19 protein-coding genes are annotated in these 19,017 nt (G+C 43.2%); 12 read left to right on the top strand and 7 right to left on the bottom strand.

The features are described 5' to 3' along the window. Positions 1-86: 86 nt before the first annotated feature. Positions 87-560 (top strand): GNAT family N-acetyltransferase, encoded by a 474-nt coding sequence (locus LN893_RS16580; protein WP_229972034.1) that lies wholly within the window; start codon positions 87-89, stop codon positions 558-560. A 66-nt stretch (positions 561-626) separates the two neighbouring features. Here LN893_RS16580 and LN893_RS16575 read toward each other — a convergent pair whose 3' ends face one another. The 3 genes from LN893_RS16575 to LN893_RS16565 form a co-directional block, all read right to left on the bottom strand. Beyond that, positions 627-956 (bottom strand): DUF4286 family protein, encoded by a 330-nt coding sequence (locus tag LN893_RS16575; RefSeq protein WP_229972032.1) that lies wholly within the window; start codon positions 954-956, stop codon positions 627-629. A gap of 155 nt (positions 957-1,111) precedes the next feature. Beyond that, positions 1,112-1,666 (bottom strand): hypothetical protein, encoded by a 555-nt coding sequence (locus LN893_RS16570; RefSeq protein WP_229972030.1) that lies wholly within the window; start codon positions 1,664-1,666, stop codon positions 1,112-1,114. A 173-nt stretch (positions 1,667-1,839) separates the two neighbouring features. Then, entirely contained in the window at positions 1,840-3,081 is a 1,242-nt protein-coding gene (locus tag LN893_RS16565; RefSeq protein WP_229972028.1) for an MFS transporter, read from the bottom strand. Positions 3,082-3,210: 129 nt separating this feature from the next. Between LN893_RS16565 and LN893_RS16560 the strand changes: the two genes are divergently transcribed. Next, on the top strand, positions 3,211-3,843 hold the full coding sequence (locus tag LN893_RS16560; RefSeq protein ID WP_229972026.1) for a YdeI/OmpD-associated family protein: 633 nt from the start codon (positions 3,211-3,213) through the stop codon (positions 3,841-3,843). An 83-nt stretch (positions 3,844-3,926) separates the two neighbouring features. Here the strand turns inward: LN893_RS16560 and LN893_RS16555 are convergent, their stop codons facing one another. The 3 genes from LN893_RS16555 to LN893_RS16545 all read right to left on the bottom strand — a co-directional run bounded on the left by LN893_RS16555 (position 3,927) and on the right by LN893_RS16545 (position 7,368). Then, positions 3,927-4,472 (bottom strand): hypothetical protein, encoded by a 546-nt coding sequence (locus tag LN893_RS16555; RefSeq protein WP_229972024.1) that lies wholly within the window; start codon positions 4,470-4,472, stop codon positions 3,927-3,929. 58 nt (positions 4,473-4,530) lie between these two features. Next, positions 4,531-6,843 (bottom strand): TonB-dependent receptor, encoded by a 2,313-nt coding sequence (locus LN893_RS16550; protein WP_229972022.1) that lies wholly within the window; start codon positions 6,841-6,843, stop codon positions 4,531-4,533. Positions 6,844-7,041: 198 nt separating this feature from the next. Continuing rightward, on the bottom strand, positions 7,042-7,368 hold the full coding sequence (locus LN893_RS16545) for a hypothetical protein (protein ID WP_229972020.1): 327 nt from the start codon (positions 7,366-7,368) through the stop codon (positions 7,042-7,044). Between the two features lie 264 nt (positions 7,369-7,632). On the opposite strand from LN893_RS16545, the gene htpG reads away from it, so the two are divergent. Together htpG and LN893_RS16535 are read left to right on the top strand one after the other, a co-directional pair. Continuing rightward, on the top strand, positions 7,633-9,459 hold the full coding sequence (gene htpG / locus LN893_RS16540; protein ID WP_229972017.1) for a molecular chaperone HtpG: 1,827 nt from the start codon (positions 7,633-7,635) through the stop codon (positions 9,457-9,459). A 293-nt stretch (positions 9,460-9,752) separates the two neighbouring features. Next, complete coding sequence (locus LN893_RS16535; RefSeq protein WP_229972015.1) at positions 9,753-10,679, top strand: toxin-antitoxin system YwqK family antitoxin; 927 nt, start codon at positions 9,753-9,755, stop codon at positions 10,677-10,679. Between the two features lie 60 nt (positions 10,680-10,739). Here LN893_RS16535 and LN893_RS16530 read toward each other — a convergent pair whose 3' ends face one another. Continuing rightward, positions 10,740-11,102: a YraN family protein gene (locus LN893_RS16530; RefSeq protein WP_229972013.1), complete on the bottom strand. Its 363-nt coding sequence runs from the start codon at positions 11,100-11,102 to the stop codon at positions 10,740-10,742. 270 nt (positions 11,103-11,372) lie between these two features. Here LN893_RS16530 and lipB point away from each other — a divergent pair, with 270 nt between their 5' ends. From lipB to porL, 8 genes are all read left to right on the top strand, one after another. Continuing rightward, a complete protein-coding gene (lipB, locus tag LN893_RS16525; RefSeq protein WP_229972036.1) occupies positions 11,373-12,104 on the top strand; it encodes a lipoyl(octanoyl) transferase LipB in 732 nt (243 codons plus the stop codon). After that, positions 12,101-12,505 carry a hypothetical protein gene (locus LN893_RS16520; RefSeq protein ID WP_229972012.1) on the top strand — a complete coding sequence of 135 codons (405 nt, stop codon included), beginning with the start codon at positions 12,101-12,103 and terminating at the stop codon, positions 12,503-12,505. Before lipB ends, LN893_RS16520 begins: the two co-directional genes overlap by 4 nt. 180 nt (positions 12,506-12,685) lie before the next feature. After that, entirely contained in the window at positions 12,686-13,738 is a 1,053-nt protein-coding gene (locus LN893_RS16515) for an MraY family glycosyltransferase (protein ID WP_229972011.1), read from the top strand. Further along, positions 13,719-14,885: a DUF4271 domain-containing protein gene (locus tag LN893_RS16510; protein WP_229972010.1), complete on the top strand. Its 1,167-nt coding sequence runs from the start codon at positions 13,719-13,721 to the stop codon at positions 14,883-14,885. The genes LN893_RS16515 and LN893_RS16510 overlap by 20 nt, the downstream gene beginning before the upstream one ends. A gap of 58 nt (positions 14,886-14,943) precedes the next feature. Next, complete coding sequence (locus LN893_RS16505) at positions 14,944-15,747, top strand: uroporphyrinogen-III synthase (protein WP_229972009.1); 804 nt, start codon at positions 14,944-14,946, stop codon at positions 15,745-15,747. A 167-nt stretch (positions 15,748-15,914) separates the two neighbouring features. Further along, the gene (locus LN893_RS16500; RefSeq protein WP_229972008.1) at positions 15,915-16,874 is read left to right on the top strand and encodes a PorP/SprF family type IX secretion system membrane protein; all 960 of its coding nucleotides are present in this window, start codon (positions 15,915-15,917) and stop codon (positions 16,872-16,874) included. 236 nt (positions 16,875-17,110) lie between these two features. After that, positions 17,111-18,130: a T9SS ring complex lipoprotein PorK/GldK gene (gene porK, locus LN893_RS16495; protein WP_229972007.1), complete on the top strand. Its 1,020-nt coding sequence runs from the start codon at positions 17,111-17,113 to the stop codon at positions 18,128-18,130. 62 nt (positions 18,131-18,192) lie between these two features. Beyond that, positions 18,193-18,993, top strand: coding sequence for a type IX secretion system motor protein PorL/GldL (porL, locus tag LN893_RS16490; protein WP_229972005.1), 801 nt, complete (start codon positions 18,193-18,195; stop codon positions 18,991-18,993). The last annotated feature ends 24 nt before the right edge of the window (positions 18,994-19,017 follow it).

Raw genomic sequence — 19,017 nt, 5'->3', positions numbered from 1 at the left:
ACAAAAATGCAAACATCATACATTGTGAACCACAACTCTCTAATTTTTTAACTTTCTAACTTAAAATAGCTTTCTAACTCAAAAAGATGATCATAACTATAAGAAAAGGAACTGAAGCAGACATTGAGCAGGTGCATGCGTTGGTGCAAGAATTGGCCATATTTGAGCGTGCGCCCCAAGAGGTAACAAATACTGTGGAAGACATGCTGCGTGATGGCTTTGGCGAAAATCCGATATTTAAATTTTTTGTAGCAGATTCAGATGAAGGTATTGTTGGCTTGGCTCTATATTACACTGCTTATTCCACGTGGAAAGGTAAAACTACTTACTTGGAAGACTTGGTTGTAACGGAGCGCTTACGCAGAACAGGCATTGGTAGAATGTTGTTTAACGCGGTGGCTAAAGAAGCGAAAGAAGTAGGAGCCAAACGCTTTGCCTGGCAGGTATTGGAGTGGAACGAGCCTGCAATTGCTTTCTACAAAAAGATAGGAGCCACCCTAGACGGTGAATGGTTTAACTGCCGCATGACTGAAGAGCAGCTTCAAAGCTATATTGCGTAAGCTTTAAAGTGATTCAAATATGAACGGCCTGTGCTTCCTACAAGCACAGGCCGTTTGCATGGTAGGCTACTGGTTCTTTCGTTCCACGTCTTTGGCAACAATTTCCAGCATAGAGCTAAAGGTGACATGTTTGCCTTCGTAGCGCTTAAAATGTTTTGCATCTAGTTCAGGGGCATGTTCTCGCTGGTATTCCTCCAGGTCTTCTATGTTGCGGCAGTGGTACTGAACGGCAAAGGTAGTACCGCCATTATCTATCTCATTAATGAGACGACAAATCTGGTTGCTCATGAAGTAGCCAGTGCCCATTACGGCAGGTATATGTACTTCCTGCATCCAATCCAGCCACTCATCAGCCACACTATGCTCTATATTGACAGTTACGTTGTATAAAATCATACCCAAAAGTACGAGATAAACAGCTAAACAGGATAAAAGTGCTGTTAAAAAACCGCTTTGTATTGAAGTGGCTTTGGAAAGTAGAAAAAAAGAGCCGCCTGATCTTGTATGTAGAAGGCGGCCCTTTAAACGAATAGATTGTCAAGATTGATTCGTTATTTGCAGGTCCAGTGGCCTACATAGCCCATATCAGCAGGTATGGCTTGGTGTGCTACAGTTATAGTTCGGGCATTGCCAGATCTAGGGATTAGCTGCAGAGGCCCATCCCCTAGTTGTATCTGTAGTACGCCATTTTTGTCGTAAACAGCTTTTAAAGTGCCTTTTGCATTATCTAAGGTGTAGCTGTTGTTTGTTTCTATGCCTGTGGCAGTCAGCTCTTTTACCTCAAATACAGTGTTTGGTTTCAATACTCCTTTGTCGTCCAACACAGCCTCTTCTCCAGACTGGGCTTTTCCTCCTATCCAAAGAGTTTCTCCGAGGCAGTTTGATGTGTTGGCAACCAGGTCAAAATATACTTCCTCCGTAGGCTTCTCTATAGAGAGAACTGTAACCACTGGTTCAGGTTTTACAGCAGGTGAAACTACTGCAGTAGCCTCTTGTGATTGATCTTTGTTTGCCTCCACTCGAGGTGTGCAAGAAGAAATCAGCAGAAGCAAACCAGTAATCAAGAAGTATAAATTGGAATAATTAGATGTGTAAATTTTATTCATAAGCAGTATACATTAGAGTGTTTTATAAGTATGTATACTGGAATTAATTGTATTTTGTTGTTGTGATTGAGTGATTACTTAAATATTATGAGTTTGATGTTTCCTGTGTTATGCTTACTTAAACAGTTCCAAGATGCTTTTGACTCCTGATGCCGTCTAGGATTATATCAAGGCTACACCTGCTCCAGGTAGTTAAGGTCTTTGCCGTAAGTCTCTTCTAAAGAAAGTATGGCAACAATAGCTACAGCAAGAGAAAGGACTCCCAAAAGTATAGCGCCAGGTAACAACCCAATACTGTCTTTAAGTGTTGTGAAGGCAATGGTGAGAGGTACTACAGCCCCACGTACAAAGTTAGGAACGGTGGTAGTAACCGTTGCCCTGATGTTGGTGCCGAACTGTTCTGCTGCAATTGTTACAAATACTGCCCAATAGCCACTGGCAAAGCCAAGGGCCACACACAAACTATAAAACTGATTTATGCTGAAGCTGCTTCCTAACAAGTATACTCCCATAAATAGACCTGTCAGCACGATGAACCAAAGTACAATGCTGCGCCTGCTCTTAAAACGCTGACTCAGGAATCCGCTGGCAAAGTCACCGAACACTAAGCCCAAGTAACAGAACGAAACAGCCTTTGCAGCCGAAACTGTTTCCGAAACATTAAGGGCCAGGCCAAACTCGGGAGAAAATGTGATGAGCACGCCTACCACATACCAGATGGGGATGCCAATTAGAATGCACTTCAGGTATCGCCATAAGCGGTCGCTATTTGTGAAAAGGCTCATGAAATTTTCACGTGTAACACTCTTTTCTTTCAGTTGCTTGAACATGCCAGATTCGTAAACTCCTATGCGCAGGAACAGCAGGAGCATACCTAGGCCCCCACCGATAAAGTAGGCTGTGCGCCAGCCGAAATACTCACCAACAAAGCCTGCCAAAATAGCGCCTGTTATGCCAATGGTGGCTACAACCATAGTGCCGTAACCTCTTTTCTCTTTTGGCAGCACCTCCGACACCAACGTTATACCTGCACCAAGTTCACCTGCTAACCCAACACCTGCTATAAAGCGAAGAAGGGCATACATGTGCAGGTCTTGCACGAACCCGTTCATGATGTTAGCGATAGAGTACAGGAAAATAGAGCCGAAGAGAACAGAAAGCCTACCGCGTTTGTCGCCGATAATACCCCAGGCAATGCCACCGATTAGCATGCCAGCCATCTGCATGTTCAGGAGCAGTACCCCATCCTCCAGTAAAGAAGCCTGATCGGTTATGCCTAACGATTGTAGGCTAGGTATGCGGACAATGCTAAAAAGTACAAGGTCGTAAATGTCGACAAAGTAACCTAGTGCAGCCACAATGACAGAGGCGTTTAAGAGGTAATGCTTTTGAGAAGCAGAGGGTTGATCAGTCATAAACTATATATGTGTTCCTAAATTTAGGAGTTGAGCTGAAATAAGCAAAATATGAGTTGATGGCGTGAGCCTAAAACGCTTTATTATGATTTAGACGTATTAGGTAGGAGAGACAACAGAGAACTATAAATGGGAGAACTAGGAAAGAAACTGCAGCTAAAGCCAGCACAAAGCCTTTTGCTGCTGAATGCACCAGAGCAGGTGGCGCTAAAGTTAATAACAGAGGGCTACGATGCGACAGTGAGTGAAAGTATAACAGAGGGAAGTGTGTATGATGTGGTACAGTTATTTGTGCACCAAAAAGCAGAGTTGGAGCACTTTGCTCCTTTGGCTACAGCAGCTTTAAGAGCAGAAGGTATGCTTTGGATAGCATATCCCAAAAAGACTTCTAAAGTTACATCTGATTTAACACGGGATGAGGGTTGGGCAGCTATAAAAGAGTTGGGCTATGAGGGCGTGCGGCAAATTGCTGTAGACGATACTTGGTCGGCGTTGCGGTTTGTGCATAAAGCAAACCGAAAGAAGCCTTCTAAAATGGGTGTCGATTTGCCAGGTGTTGACAGAGATGCACGCACAGTAACTCCCCCTAAAGATTTGCAGGAGGCATTAGGTAAGGCTGGGCTAATTGATCTTTTCAATGAGTTATCTTTTACACATAAAAAAGAACATGTGGCGGCAGTGCTGGAGGCAAAAAGACCAGAGACACGAGCAAGGCGTATCGAGAAAACAATAAATATGCTGCAGGATACACAGAAGTTTTGAAAATAGACAATGTTACATTTAAACAGGAAGAGCACCGCTTTTGGCGGTGCTCTTCCTGTTTAAATGTAAACTAAAAAGGTTGTTTATTGAGCTACTGTAACAGGTATAATTACATCAACATCTGTGTCGCCAGTATTTATGTTTCCGTTTTTGGTGCCAGGCTGGTGCTTTAGTACAATTCTTATGTTTCCTGAACCTTCGGAGGTAGTTACCAGCGTGTACTCTAAACCTACAGGACGTTGGTTGGCATCCTGGTCAGTTGCAGTAATTGTAAGGCCAGGAGCAGTGCTGGAATAGAACACCTGGTGGTCTTCTGCCTCTTCCTCTATTTCCTCAGTTATGTTCTCAACAGGGTTTTTGTTCTCATCCAAAAATGTGATAGTACCTGTGTAAGTAACATTTGGCTTTAATGTTAAAGCCTGTGTGTCAGGGTTTCCGTCACCCTCTAAATCTCTCCAGGAGGCAACTGCGCTCAGACCTTTCTCTTCGTTCATCAGGTTTAGCTGTACAGTAGTTATCATTTCTGTCTCTACTGGAGGAGTTGGATCATCGTCATCTTTACATGCTGTCGAAAAAAGAAGGCTGCCCATTAAAAGTGCAGGAAGGTACGATCGAAATAGCTTTTTCATAATTGTAATGGTTTTAATCGTTAAAAAATAAAAATTAATAATAATACTGTACTTACATTCAAATGAAATTAAGGGGCACTTTTACTCTGAATAACAGCATGCGCCCCACTTCTTCAGCATAATAACGGAGTCGGTTTTGGTAATCGCGATACGCTGTATTCAAAAGATTGCTACCTGTTATGCCTATGTCTACAGGTTGATTGCCAAACATAATTCTGGTTCCAGCCTCTGCGTGAAGCAAAAAGTAACCGTCAGGAGGCAACTGCAGAGGCTCTGTTGCTACGTTGGCTCTATGCTGTTCCGCTACAAGCAAACCACCAACAGAAAAGTAACTGTTTGCCAGGCGGCCAGCGTCGTTGAACGAGTAGCGTATAGAGTTATCAGTGCGGTCGGCTGGTATGTTAGGTAAGTAGCCGTTTGTAGTTTCGTTTTTTGCCCTTACAATAGTTGTTTTAAATTCGATGGTGAGAGCATCTGTCAGGTTGTACTCCAGGTTTAAGTCGGCTCCCCAGAAACGGGCGTTCGTCTGGGTATAAGCTTCATTGATGAGAGTTCCTCTAACTGTTACAACAACAGGTTGTAGCGGATCTACTTGTCTATAAATGTAATTGTTGATGGCGTTGTGGTACAGGCTCAGTTCACCGTTCAGGCGGAGGTTGGAGTGGTAATTGACAGTTGCTACCGTGTTAATGGCGTTCTCAGACTGCAGATTTGGGTCTCCTAGCTCATAAGTGCCCGTGCCGTGGTGCATGCCATTCGCAAAAAGCTCGTTAGGGTGCGGCGCTCTGGAAGCATAACTAACATTGCCGCTCAGGATAAAGTGATAGCCTAAATCATACAAAGCTCCTACGCTACCAGACAAATTGTTAAAACTATAAGAGGTGCGGAAAACCCCTTGTTGCTCCCACTTCGAGATGTCAAGGTCTTTGTGGTCGTAGCGGAAGCCTGCCTCAAGTTGCAGGTTGTTCTTGCGCCATCTTTCTTCACCGAAAACACCCGCTGTAAAGTTTTTGTAAAATGGGATAAAGTAGCGGCCCTGCGTCGTGTTGTTTTGCCAGATGGTCGTAGCTCCAAAGCTGCCCTTAAACCTACCTATTGGCTGATGCTCCCACACAAGGTCAGTGGTATGGGTTTGCAAGTCCAGGTGCAGTTCGGGTAAGCCTAATAAGGCACGTTCGTTATTGCGGGGGCCGTGCTTATCGTACTCGTCGCGTATGTTTTGCTGCAGCGCATAAGTAAACTGCAGTTCTCCTGCTTCTCCTGTTTTATAATATGCCCTGGCTTTAAGCAGTTGGTGTGTTACAGCTTGGTATGGTCTGTTAATATCATAAGAAAAAGTGGCGTCTTCTGCGTTAAGAGGTATGCCTCGTGCCATAGCATTATCAAAATCAGCTTTGTTGCCGACATGAGCCGCAGACAGCACGCCAGTTTTAGAAGCATATCTGCTATAGTACAGCTCGCTCCCAAACCTTTCTTTTTTGTAGGCGATAGCCGCTGAAATATTGTGCTCCTCAAAGCCCGTATTGTCGAGGTAATAGTTGGGAGTGCGGGCATTACCAGCTTTTTTAACAGAAGACTGTAAACGCCAGCTGAGTGGCAACTGCCTGAGTTTGCTTTCGATCATAGCCGATGCAGTTCCCATGCGATTGTTTGTGCTGCCAACAAGGTGTACCTCGCCTGCAGTACCCGCAGAATCTGGTAAAGGCTTAGGGTTTACAACCACAATACCGCCGATAGCGTCGGAGCCATAGCGTACACCTGCAGCACCTTTTATCACTTTTACTTCCTGGGCATTCAGTTGGTCAATTTCAGGCGCATGCTCCTCTCCCCATTGTTGCGCCTCGTGCCGCACCCCGTTGTTCAGGATAAGTATGCGGCTGCTGTGCAGGCCGTGTATAACAGGCTTAGAAATGCCTGGGCCTGTTTGCATCGAGCTTACTCCCGTTAGCCTTTTCAACGATTCCCCTAAAGAAAGGCCTCGTGTCTCCTCTAGTTCACGGCCTTGGAGAGTACTTACAGCTTGCGACTGTTCTGTAATATGGCTACCGACTATTTGCACGGCTCCTAATTGCTTGGCAGTAAGATGCAAAGGCATGTCTCGTACCGTAGAAGAAGTCATGCGTAGGTCCAGAGACTCTTCTGCGTAACCGACATAGGTTATGTGCAAGGCATAGTTGCCCTGGCACAAATGGTGGAAATGATAATTTCCGTACTCATCGGTAACAGTGGCTCTGTTGAGCTTTTCAATAAAAATAGTGGCACCTACCAGCGGCTCACGAGTTTCATGGTCTATCACTTTTCCTGATAGTGTTAGACCGCAGTCCTGCTTCGCTTCCTCTGCAGGAGCTTCGGGTGCGTCCTGAGCAAACACGGTTTGGCTAGCAAGAAAAAATAGGAAGCAGCAGGCAAAAAATTGCCTGGAACAAGATCTTATCAACACAGATGGTTTCTAAAATAAACTAATAAGCCTCGTCTACTACTGTTGTTTAAAAACAGTATGGGCTGTAAAGAATAACGGCAGATGCTTTAAAGAAGCATCTGTAAAACGAAAGGTAGCTTAAGTGCTGAATTAAGACAAGGGAGGGCCTCTTAGGCGCAGGTAACAAACAGAGGTGCTAAGAGCGTCACCTTTATAAATACCATTATAAATGGCTGTGTGTGCTACAGCAGGTGGTTTTACAACAGTTAGACTTCCCTGGTAGGGTGCGCCAAATAGGTTCTCGACAGGGCAGTGCGTATGCTTTTCGCTTACCTGGGCCTTTTTATGGTCAGTTAGGGTAAGTTTATCATCAGTGTGCGCATGCTCGTGCAGGTGCAGCAAAAACACATCGGGTATCATTACTCTTACAAAGAGCAAGAGCAGAAACGGAGCGATATATTTTACAATGCGTGACACCTTCTGATATAGGAACTACTAAAAATATAAAATTAATTCCACATTGTTGCATTTGCAATCTCTTGCAGAAGAGAGTTTATATGCTTACAGCCTGCAGAAGCTTAAGAACTATGCCATAATTTATAAGGCAATGCTTCAAATATAGGACTGTTGCGTCTGTTTCTGACAACCTGTCACTGTTTAAGGACAAGAAGCGGCTGTGGAACAGGATTTGAATGCTGCTGAAGTACATTAATTCTGGATAACCACAATTAAAATATAAACATGGAAGAAAGAGGTAATATTTCGATCCACACCGAGAATATTTTTCCGATCATCAAAAAGTTCCTTTACTCAGACCACGAGATTTTCTTACGTGAGCTAGTAAGTAACGCTGTAGATGCCACTCAGAAAATTAAGCGTTTGTCTGCCATTGGCGAATATACAGGCGACCTGGGAGAGCTAAAAGTAAAAGTAGCGGTTGACAAAGAGGCCCGCACAATTACGATCTCCGATAACGGCATAGGCATGACGGCCGAAGAGATCAAAAAGTACATTAACCAAATCGCTTTTTCGGGTGCCACAGAGTTTGTAGAGCGCTACAAAGAAAACACTACCGACAAGAATGAGATCATTGGCCAGTTCGGTTTAGGTTTCTACTCCGCCTTTATGGTGGCAGAGCATGTGGATATTATTACAAAGTCTTACCAGGAGGGTACAGAGCCTGCCAAATGGACTTGCGATGGTAGCACAGAATTTGCCATTTTAGATGCAGAGAAAGAGGGTCGTGGTACAGATGTGGTACTGCATGTTGCACAAGATTCTGATGAGTTTTTGGAAGCGCCTCGCCTGCGTACCATTCTGGAAAAATATTGCAAGTTCTTGCCAGTTGCCATTGAGTTCGAAGGTGATGTCATCAACAATCCAACACCGCTTTGGGCCAAGCAGCCTTCTGAGCTTACCGACGAAGACTATAAGGAGTTCTATAAGGAACTGTATCCGTTCTCAGAGCCGCCATTGTTTTGGATTCACCTGAACGTAGATTACCCGTTCAACCTTACAGGTATTCTGTACTTCCCGAAAATCAAAAACGAGTTTGAGCTGCAGCGCAACAAAATTCAGCTATACTCTCGCCAGGTGTTTATTACCGATGAGGTAAAAGACGTGGTGCCAGAGTTCCTGATGCTGCTGCACGGCATCATCGACTCGCCAGACATTCCGCTTAACGTGAGCCGTTCGTTCCTGCAGGCTGATTCTAATGTGAAGAAGATCAATACTTACATCACGAAGAAGGTGGCAGACAAGCTGAACGAAATCTATAAGAAAGACAGACCTGCTTTTGAGAAGAGTTGGGAAGATATCAGTGTGTTCGTGAAGTATGGTATGCTGAGCGATGACAAGTTCTATGACAAAGCAAAGGATTTTGTGCTGCTGCAAAGCACTGAAGGCAAATTCTATACTTTAGACGAGTATAAAGCTTTTGTGCAGGCAAACCAGGTAGATAAAAATGAACAGCAGGTGCTACTGTATACAACAGATGCCGAAAAGCAGTATGCTTACGTGGAGGCCGCTAAGAACCGCGGCTACGACGTGCTGAAGCTCGATACCATGATCGACAGCCACTTTATAGGCTTGCTGGAGCAGAAGCTGGAGAAAACCACTCTAAAGCGTGTTGACTCCGACACAGTGGATAAGCTGATTGAGAAGGACGAGACAAAAGAAAGTGTACTGAACGACACAGAGAAGGAAGACCTGAAAAAGGTTTACGAGCAGGCCATTAATAACCAGCACATGCAGGTAGAGGTAGCGCCTATGTCGCCAGATGATGCCCCTGTAATAATTACTCTGCCAGAGTTTATGCGCCGCATGAAAGACATGAACCGCTCAGGTGGCGGCGGAATGATGTTTATGGGTGATATGCCAGATACATACAATGTAACTATAAACGCAAACCATAGCCTGAACCAGCGCATTCTGAAAGTAGAGGGAGATAGCAAAGAAAGTGTAGCCCGACAGGCGTTTGACTTGGCATTGCTTTCTCAGAACATGCTCTCTGGTGCAGCGCTTACAGCTTTTGTAAAGCGCAGCGTAGACTTGTTAGGCAAAGAATAACACATTCCTTACAAATTTTAACCTATTGGTAAAGGCAGCGCTGTTTGGCGCTGCCTTTTGTTTTTAGATGAAACTTACAGCCTCTTGGTATAGTTATAGGGGCAAATTACGACATCGTATTGGTGGTTATATGAAATGTAAACATCTTTACGTTTGTAATTTATATGTTGAATGCTGATAGTTAAACGGCTGCACTGTTAAGTCTTATAAAAGTCAAACGTTAGCGCATTGATCACACTAAGTAAAGTGGAGCCATTCAGTTATTCAAAATTCAGTTATTCAAAATTGATAAAATGAGTCATTTGCTTCGGGTTGTATTTTATTTGCTGGCAGGTACAGGTATGTTGTGGCTGGGGGGCTGTAGTCAGCCTAAATGGAACAGCGACTATAATCTTAACCAAGTTCAGCTAAAGGAGGGCGCAAAGAGCGGGGCCAAGCCTGAAGATGCTTTGGCTTCGGGCGATACTGCTAAGCCATCTACCGAAACAAGTTTGACCTTGGATGATGGAAAGGAAGAAGAAACAAAGAAGAGAAAGAAAAAGCGCAACAAGCGCTACTTCTTAGGCTATAAGGTAAAACGCGGCTTTATGAAGAAAGGCCGTGGCAATACAGAAGCTTTGGAAACCTTTAGCTACTTAGCGGAGCATGAAGAGCCCAATGCCTACGCACCCGAAAAGTACTATTATGATACAAAGCAGCGCAAAATATACCGTACCACTACTACCGCAGACCCGGAGCGCTATAAAGTTTTGCACGGTCCTTATAAGAAAACCGTAGATGACGAAACGGTAGAAGAAGGCTATTATTATGTAGGCACAAAGCACCTGCGCTGGGAGCAATACAATAAGAACGGTATTTTAGTGGGCAAAACTCATTATGATAAAGGATTTCAGCGCGATGCAGAAGTGGTTTATTATGATGGAGCAGGCAAGCAAATAAAAGAGGTGATACCGTATGAGTACGGAGAAGTGAAAGGTACCTATTATCGTTTTTATGAGAACGGTGAGATACAATGGGCAGGTAAATATGAAAAAGGCCGTAAGGTTGGTGTCTGGACTAAATATCATGATCAGCGCGGTCGCCGCCACTTTGAGTACCAGTACCCAGAAACAGCCTATGAAGCCCCTGCAGCGCCAGTTCTTATAAAAGAGTACGATCGCTTCGGCAGGCTTATCTATGAGAAAGATAAGTTTGATAACCGCTCGCAGGCCAAAAACTAGTTGCTCTTAGCTTCGGCTGTTCTTGTTGAGAAAGTTGGCGGTTGCAGGCAGAGCAGGAGATTAGTGAAAGGCATCCTCTATATGATGCACAGTAGGTTTTGTGCCTAGGGTAATAGAAATGATATCGAAGCGGATATCGTGAAGCCAGTTAGAGTTCTCTATGAATTCCTCTGCGGCAGTTAATAGCAGCTGTTCTTTTTTAAAGTTGACTGCCTCTTCAGGAAAGCCGTACCTGTCAGTGCTTCTGGTTTTCACTTCCACAAAAACCAGCAAGTTGTCCTTCTGGGCAATAATGTCTACCTCTGCACGCTTGTGCCTGTAGTTTCGCTGTAAAATAAAGTATCCTTGCTGTTGTAGAAACAACACAGCTATGTCTTCTCCGCTTTGTCCTGTTTGTATATGCTTGTTTGTTGGTGCTGCCACTTTTTTATTACACTTAACACTCTTGCATACGGAAAAGCTATCTTATAAAGTAACTAGCTAAAGAAATGGCGTGGCAATTACAACACACAGATGATGATGATACGATACTTGGTGGCAGGACGTACAGTTAAGTCCTCCTGTGCATGAGGCTATATACTGTGGTAAGTTTGCGGATGGAGTTCAGTAAGAGTATCTTTGTGGTAAAATTAATTGTGCGCCAGAACAAGGGCTTACACTTAGAGTTAGCTTAAAGCAAAAGTATAATATACTATCGTGCTGCAAAATAAAGAAATAGAAGTTAGAAACTTAGGCCTGATTGATTATCAGGAGGCGTGGGACTACCAGGCAAGCCTTTTTGATGGTATACTGGCTGTAAAAGCAGAAAACCGACAGAAAGAGCAGGCAGGAGAGACGTTAGCCGTTACGGAGAACTACCTGCTGCTGTGTTCGCACCCACACGTGTATACGCTTGGCAAGAGCGGCCACGAAGAAAACCTGCTTATAAACGAAGAAGGGCTGAAAGCTAAAGGAGCTACCTTTTACAAGATAAACCGTGGTGGCGATATTACTTACCATGGGCCTGGCCAAGTGGTAGGCTATCCTATACTGGACCTAGATAATTTTTTCACCGACATCCATAAATACTTGCGTTACCTGGAGGAGGCGGTAATCCTTACACTGCAGGAGTACGGTATTACAGCAGGTCGTATAGCGGGTTTAACAGGTGTTTGGCTTGACCACGAGGAGCAGCGCAACCCGCGAAAAATTTGTGCTATGGGGGTCAAGTGTAGCCGATGGGTAACCATGCATGGCTTTGCCCTTAACGTTAACACCGATCTGGATTATTTTAACAACATAGTACCCTGCGGAATTTCTGATAAACAGGTTACTTCACTGGCGAAAGAGTTGGGGCGAGAGGTGCCTGTTGCCGAAGTAGAAGAAAAATTGGTAAAGAACCTGGCGAAATTATTTGATGCCACAATACGTTACAGCAATACATGAAGAAAGATATTGATTTCGGCTTAGTTGAAGGAGTTGCTATAGGAATAGCAAAATCTGAAAGCGAACTTGGTGAAGAGGTCTGGAATGTGTACCTGCTCAATAGTAATGCCTTTCCGCTAAAGAATGTTTTTGTTACCTCGAAAGGCTATGGCACTGTAGACGGGGATGAAGTAAAAACATCAGTGCTGCGTCATATGTTTGAAGAAGTGGAGGCTAAGAGCTTTGTGCAGGTAGAACCTATAGATCCTGCTATATTCCACATTAATAACGAGTATTGGGTAAGCTACTACGTTGGCAGTCAGATTTACGATAAGAAATTCATATTTGTGCCAGGTGCTATTGCAGAGGAAAACCTGATTGAGATAAGCGTGTTGGGCATGAAAGGCGTGTTACATAGGTAAGCTTATTGTAAAACTACGTTGTGGCACTATAGCTACTATAAACCTTCTTGTATCATAATAACTTATATGTCTTCTAAAAGCCTCTTTCGGTGGAGATTAGTGTAAGTGCCTGAGAAGCCTGTGTTGAAGAAAATTTAGAAGTACAAAAAAAATGTATTTCTTTGTTGTGCAGTTCGAGTTATGGATCAGAAAATTTTAACCCTTATACTATCATCCAGCTGGGCTTTTTTGCTGGCAATATTTGCGGTTCCCTCCATTGTAAGGGTTGCTCATCTTAAAAAGATACTAGATCAGCCCAATCTGCGAACCGTGCACGAAACCCTTACGCCCAGGCTTGGCGGAGTAGCTGTGTTTGCAGGCTTTATTTCAGCGCTTACTATTTTCACAGACCTTGGTAATGGTGTGCAGCAGTTGCTGGCTGGTTGTGTTGTGCTGTTCTTTATTGGTCTTAAAGATGATCTTATTACTATATCAGCCTTAAAGAAATTTGCAGTGCAGCTTCTAGCTACAGGTATAGTTATGTTTATGGCCGATATTCGCATCACGAGTTTCCAAGGTATATTCGGTATTAATGAACTGCCAATAGGTTTAAGCTACGCCTTTACCTTCTTGGTGATTGTGGGTATCACGAATGCTATTAACCTGATTGATGGATTGGATGGGTTGGCTGGTTCGATGGTGCTCATCATATCCTGTACTTTTGGAGTCTATTTTTTTCTGTATGGAGGCATTGCTTACGGCAACTATGCAACAGTAGCTTTTTGCCTTGTTGGTGGCGTTGTAGGCTTTCTGCGCTATAATTTTCATAAGGCCATTATTTTTATGGGTGATACAGGTTCGCTTCTCTGTGGCTTTATTGTGTCTGTAATGGCCATTCAGTTTATAGAGATGCAGGTGGTGGTAGCTGCGCCATCCGTTGCTTTAGGCGTCTTGTTTGTGCCGCTTTTCGATACTATTCGTGTTTTTCTTATTCGTATTCTAAAAGGCAACTCCCCTTTCATACCAGATAAGAATCATATTCACCACCGCTTGCTCGCTATGGGGCTAAGCCAAATCTCAACAGTGCTCACACTGGCTTTCATAAATCTTCTGGTTATCTTTTTTGTTGTAAGCTTTAGCGATTGGGGAAATCTGAATTTGATGCTTGTGCTCTTGTTGTTTTCGATAGTATTAAGTGTAGTTTTAGGAGTTTATAAATCCCGTACTGTGCAGCGTGTTACACAAGTTAGATAAGCCGTTTCTTTTTGCTTTTTTTGCCTTCTTTGTGCTGCTTACACAAGCACAAGGGCAAATGCTGCTGCCCTTAGAGCAACGAAACACCATTACAGCCGACTGGCTGGTACTGGATTCGGAGACAGGTGAACTGGTACCCTTTGTATCCAATATGCACGGCGAGTATAATGCTGTGCACCAATGGCTTTCGATAGATGCATCGCAACCGTTTGCGATAAGCTTTATTGGTAGAAAAGAATTGTGCCTTTTTCTGAATAACAGGTTGATCTTTAGGGCAGACTCTGCTGCTAATTATACTGTAGACATTAAAAGCTTTAGCACGAAAGTTGAGCCAGTGGATGGCAAATACCTGCTCACGGCATGGCACCCAGTAAGCCAACCCAATATTTCAACTATCAAAAACAAAACACCGGGACAGGGGCCGCAAGAGCTTCATAATAAACTGCCCTTTTCAGTAAGAGCCAGAGATTTTGTAAACCAGAATGCTTTTATCCTGTTTGTGTTGTTGCTAGGGCTCATGTACGGAGGGTTAAAAACTAGCTTTACCTCCGACTTTAGTAGCTTGTATAGTTTCAGTTCCTTTTTCCGAAGAGGTTCTCTGGAAGAAGGTTTTTTTGCAAGGCCAATCAGTAGCTGGTCTAGTGTTCTTTTTGTAGTAGCCTTTTCGCTCTCGTTCGCATTGCTTATTGCCGCCATACATACAAATGTGCAGCACCTATTTCTTTTTAACAGGCTATTTCCTGTTTCGGAAGCAGACATCACAACCAAAATTGTCTTCTACACCTTGTTGATATTTGTGTTTATCCTCCTAAAGTACCTTTTCCTGAAAGTAATGGGGTATATTTTTGGGTTCGATAACTTGGTGCCGTTGCAATACAGTGAGTTTGTCAGAACCATACTTTTTCTGGGTATGTTTCTGCCTGTTGTTATGCTCTTGTACCTTGGTTTGAACCAAACGATGCCAGACACGGTGCTGCTGATTTCAAACTTTGCAGTTTTGTTATTGCTGGGTATCACGACGCTGAGGGTGTTTCTGACTGTAAATAAGAAATTGCCTGTACTAAATTTGCATTTATTTTCATACCTTTGCGCCACAGAAGTGATTCCGCTGGCAATAATGCTAAAGTTGATTGTGTTTAGCTTTTAAAAACCCAATTTAGCTTGTTGCCGCAGGGGATAAATAATAAAACCGTAACCTCTACAATATGGCTGAAAGCAACGAAAAGCCTTGGGCTAATCCAGAACGACATAATCTTCCGATCAAGACTATTCTTGTAACGCAACCACAGCCTACTACAGATAATTCTCCGTATTTGACTATTGCAGACAAGTATGGGATAAAGGTAGACTTTAGAGCTTTTATTGAAGTTGAGCCTGTGCCTTTCAAGGAGTTCAGGAAAGATAAAGTAGACATCCTTGCCCATACAGCTATTATATTCACCAGCCGTAATGCAGTCGATCACTTCTTTAGAATCTGCCAGGAAAGCAAAATAGAAATGCCAGCAGATATGAAGTACTTCTGTATTTCTGACCAAACGGCATATTACCTGCAGAAGTACATCGTGCTTCGTAAGCGTAAGCTGTTTGTAGGTGAGAAAACGGCAAAAGATCTTTTTGAGGTTATCAAAAAACATAAGAACGAGAAGTTCTTGTTCCCGTGCTCTAATATTAGAAAAGAAGATATACCTGAGTTTCTTGCAGCAAACAAGATAAAGCACACCGAGGCGGTAATTTATAAAACAGTGGCTGCCGACTTGTCTGATTTGGACGAAGTTACATACGATTGTATTGCGTTCTTCAGTCCGTCGGGTATTACATCGCTGTTTATGAACTTCCCGAACTTTAGGCAAAATAACACTAGGTTGGCTGCTTTCGGACCTACAACTGCTAAGGCCGTGCGCGATGCAGGGTTAGAGTTGGATATTGAGGCTCCTATGCCAAATGCTCCTTCCATGACGGGTGCCATAGAGGTGTATATACAGAATCAGCAGCAAGATTCAAAAAAATAATAGTGGCTCCGTAACCTTTGCGGGCTAATTACATACTATTTAAAACGCAAAAGCAAGAGTATATAAATTAAAATATACTTGCTTTTGCGTTTTAGTGTTTAATAACTATATTTGGTTGAAGCGCTTTACCGTTACTGATTTCAGTACTTCGCCTTCTCTCGTAGCCTATGAAAAAGCTTTTGCCTGTAGTTTTGCTGCTACTACTATGCCATGTGGCTGCATGGGCGCAGCAGCAGCCACAGTTTACCCATTATGGTTTTAACGGGCTATTTATCAGCCCCGCTTATGCTGGCATCACAAACAGGCCAGAAGTATTATCTATATATCGAAATCAGTGGTTGGGATACGACGCCTCATTTGATGATGGAGGGGCTCCGCAAACGCTATTGCTTTCAGCACATACACCTGTTCGCTTTTTGAAAGGAGGCGTTGGAGTAAACCTGATGCAGGACAAAATTGGTAATACAACTTTTATGACTGCGGCCCTTTCTTATTCCTTTCATCTTACAATTGGAGAGGGTAAGCTGGGAATAGGACTTCAAGGAAATATAAATAATATCAAGAAGGGGAATTATAGGTACAACGACCCAAACGATTATCATATACCGTACAACAGCTCCGATACTAAATTCGATTTGGGAGCAGGCTGGTGGTATGAGTCAGAAACTTTTTATGCTGGTGGTGGAGTTACAAACCTCCTAAACGCACAGTATGAATTTGCAGATTCTACGAATACTTCTACAGGTAGAATGTTTGGTGAAAACCACATATATGCCACAGCAGGATATCACCTGCCGCTAACAGATCAGTTGGTGCTAACGCCAACGGTATTGCTAAAACACGACACAGAAACCTTTTCTTTTGACGCAGGAGCTAGAATAACAGTAGCTGAAAAATATTGGGGCGGATTGAATTATCGCCATCAAGAAGCTGTTAGTGCGCTGGTTGGGTTGTCTCTTTTTCAGGACAATGCGCTGCGTGTAGGGTATGCTTTCGATTTCACTACATTTTACAGAGAAGCAAAAGCGCCATCCTCTCATGAGGTAATGGTTTCGTACAGGTTACCAGAGCCAGTAGTGCGATTCCGCCCTGCTATTAGAACCCCCCGCTACTACTTTGAAAAGTAATTATTGAAACAAAAAAGTGCAAAAAAAGAATTGTTGTGCCGCCTTAGGCTTCGTTTAAAATTAGTTGTACTTATTTAAAGTAGCTGCATAATATTCAACCAGTTGCGTCGTTCAAAAATAAAAAATAATTGCACCAAATAATTGTTTTATATTTGTTGACAAATCATATATATTTGCTATCGACTAGTAACGTGCAAAGAACTATACAAGAAAAATTTACCTTTTTAAGAGTCATCATGAAGAATTTATTCAAGCTGTCTTCATTTGCCATTGCGGTGGTACTACTAGCAGGGTGTGGGCTAAGAGGAAGTACAGAAGGGGAACTAATTGGAGCGCAAGATCGTCCAGAGTATGACCCTCAGGAAATTCCTTACGGCATGGTTGCATGCCCAGGCGGTACCTTCCATATGGGACAAGCTGATGAGGATATTGCGGCTACTATGGCCAACCTTAATAAGCAAGTAACAATCGGTGGTTTCTACATGGATGAAACAGAAATTACCAATAACGAATACCGTCAGTTCATTGAATGGACACAGGATTCAGGAAGCTATACCATCAACGATATGTATGCTCTGGGTATATACCCAGATACTGCTGTTTGGGTAAAAGACTATACTTACCACATGGGCGACCCTCTGATGGAGTATTATTTTACGCACCCAGCGTTTGATGATTATCCTGTGGTAGGAGTAGACTGGAAAGCAGCGCAGAGATTTAGCGACTGGCGTACAAGGTATAAAAACGAGGCAAATACTGAAATGGGTGTTGCTCCAGTTCCAAAGTACCGTTTGCCTTCAGAAGCTGAGTGGGAGTATGCTGCCAGAGGTGGCCGCGACATGGCTGTTTATCCTTGGGGTGGACCGTACCTGCGCAACGCTAAAGGATGCTTGCTGGCAAACTTCAAACCAGGACGTGGAGATTACTATAGCGATGGCTTCACTTACACTGCACCAGTAGCACAATTCTTCCCTAACGACTTCGGCCTGTACGATATGTCTGGAAACGTTGCGGAATGGTGTGATGATGATTACTCTGATGCTACGTTAGCTATTACATGGGACTTGAACCCAGTGTACCGCGACCCAACTGGGCAGGAAGTTAGAAAGGTAGTGAGAGGTGGCTCTTGGAAAGATATCGCCTACTTCCTGGAAACAGGTACAAGAAACTTCGAGCATCAGGATACTGCTACTTCTTATATTGGCTTCAGAAATGCCATGATCTACTTAGGAAGATCTTCTGGAAGAGAGTTTTAGAATTAAGGACCTAATTACAAACTACTATTACCTAATCGTTCACAATTAATTTTTAAATCAAAATGAGTAAAGCTAAAGGCAGTTTCTTAAACGACGTATTGATGCCCAAAGTATATGGACTTGGTGCAGCTGTCGTTATTGTAGGAGCATTATTTAAAATCATGCACTGGGAAGGTGCAAACCTAATGCTTATCGTTGGTCTGAGTGTAGAAGCAGCAATCTTTGCTTTGAGTGCTTTCCAACCAGTACATAAAGACCCAGATTGGGCAAGAGTATATCCTCAGTTAGCTGATGATTACGCAGGTGAAGGCCTTGTGCCTGCAACTCCTGTTGCTTCTAATGGTCCTTCTGTTGCGGGTAAACTAGACGATATGCTACGTAGCGCTGACATTACGCCAGACACAATCAATTCTTTAGGGCTTGGATTAAACAGATTGAGCGAAACAACAGCTCAAATGACAGATTTAGCCCAAGCTACAGTAGCAACACAAGATTACACTGTAAGAGTAAAGTCTGCTACAAGCCAATTAGATCAAATGAACAAAGCATATGCTACTACAGCTGAAGCTTTGGCTCAAATGGCAGGTTCTACAGTTGATGCAAAAGAGTATCATGGTCAAATTCAGAACATGACAAGAAATCTTGGTGCACTTAATGCAGTTTATGAAATGGAACTTCAGGATGCCAATAGTCATTTAAAGGCAATGAACAAGTTCTACGGTAATCTAAGCATGGCAATGGAAAACTTGACAGATGCCAGCAAAGATACTGAACAATTTAAGCAGGAAGTAGCACAGTTAACAAGCAACCTACACTCACTAAACACAGTGTATGGTAACATGTTAACAGCTATGAAAAGCTAATTTATAAGCAAAATCAACAAGAGA

Source organism: Pontibacter harenae, assembly GCF_020907245.1.
Taxonomy (GTDB): domain Bacteria; phylum Bacteroidota; class Bacteroidia; order Cytophagales; family Hymenobacteraceae; genus Pontibacter; species Pontibacter harenae.
This window is presented reverse-complemented; position numbering and strand designations above follow the sequence as displayed.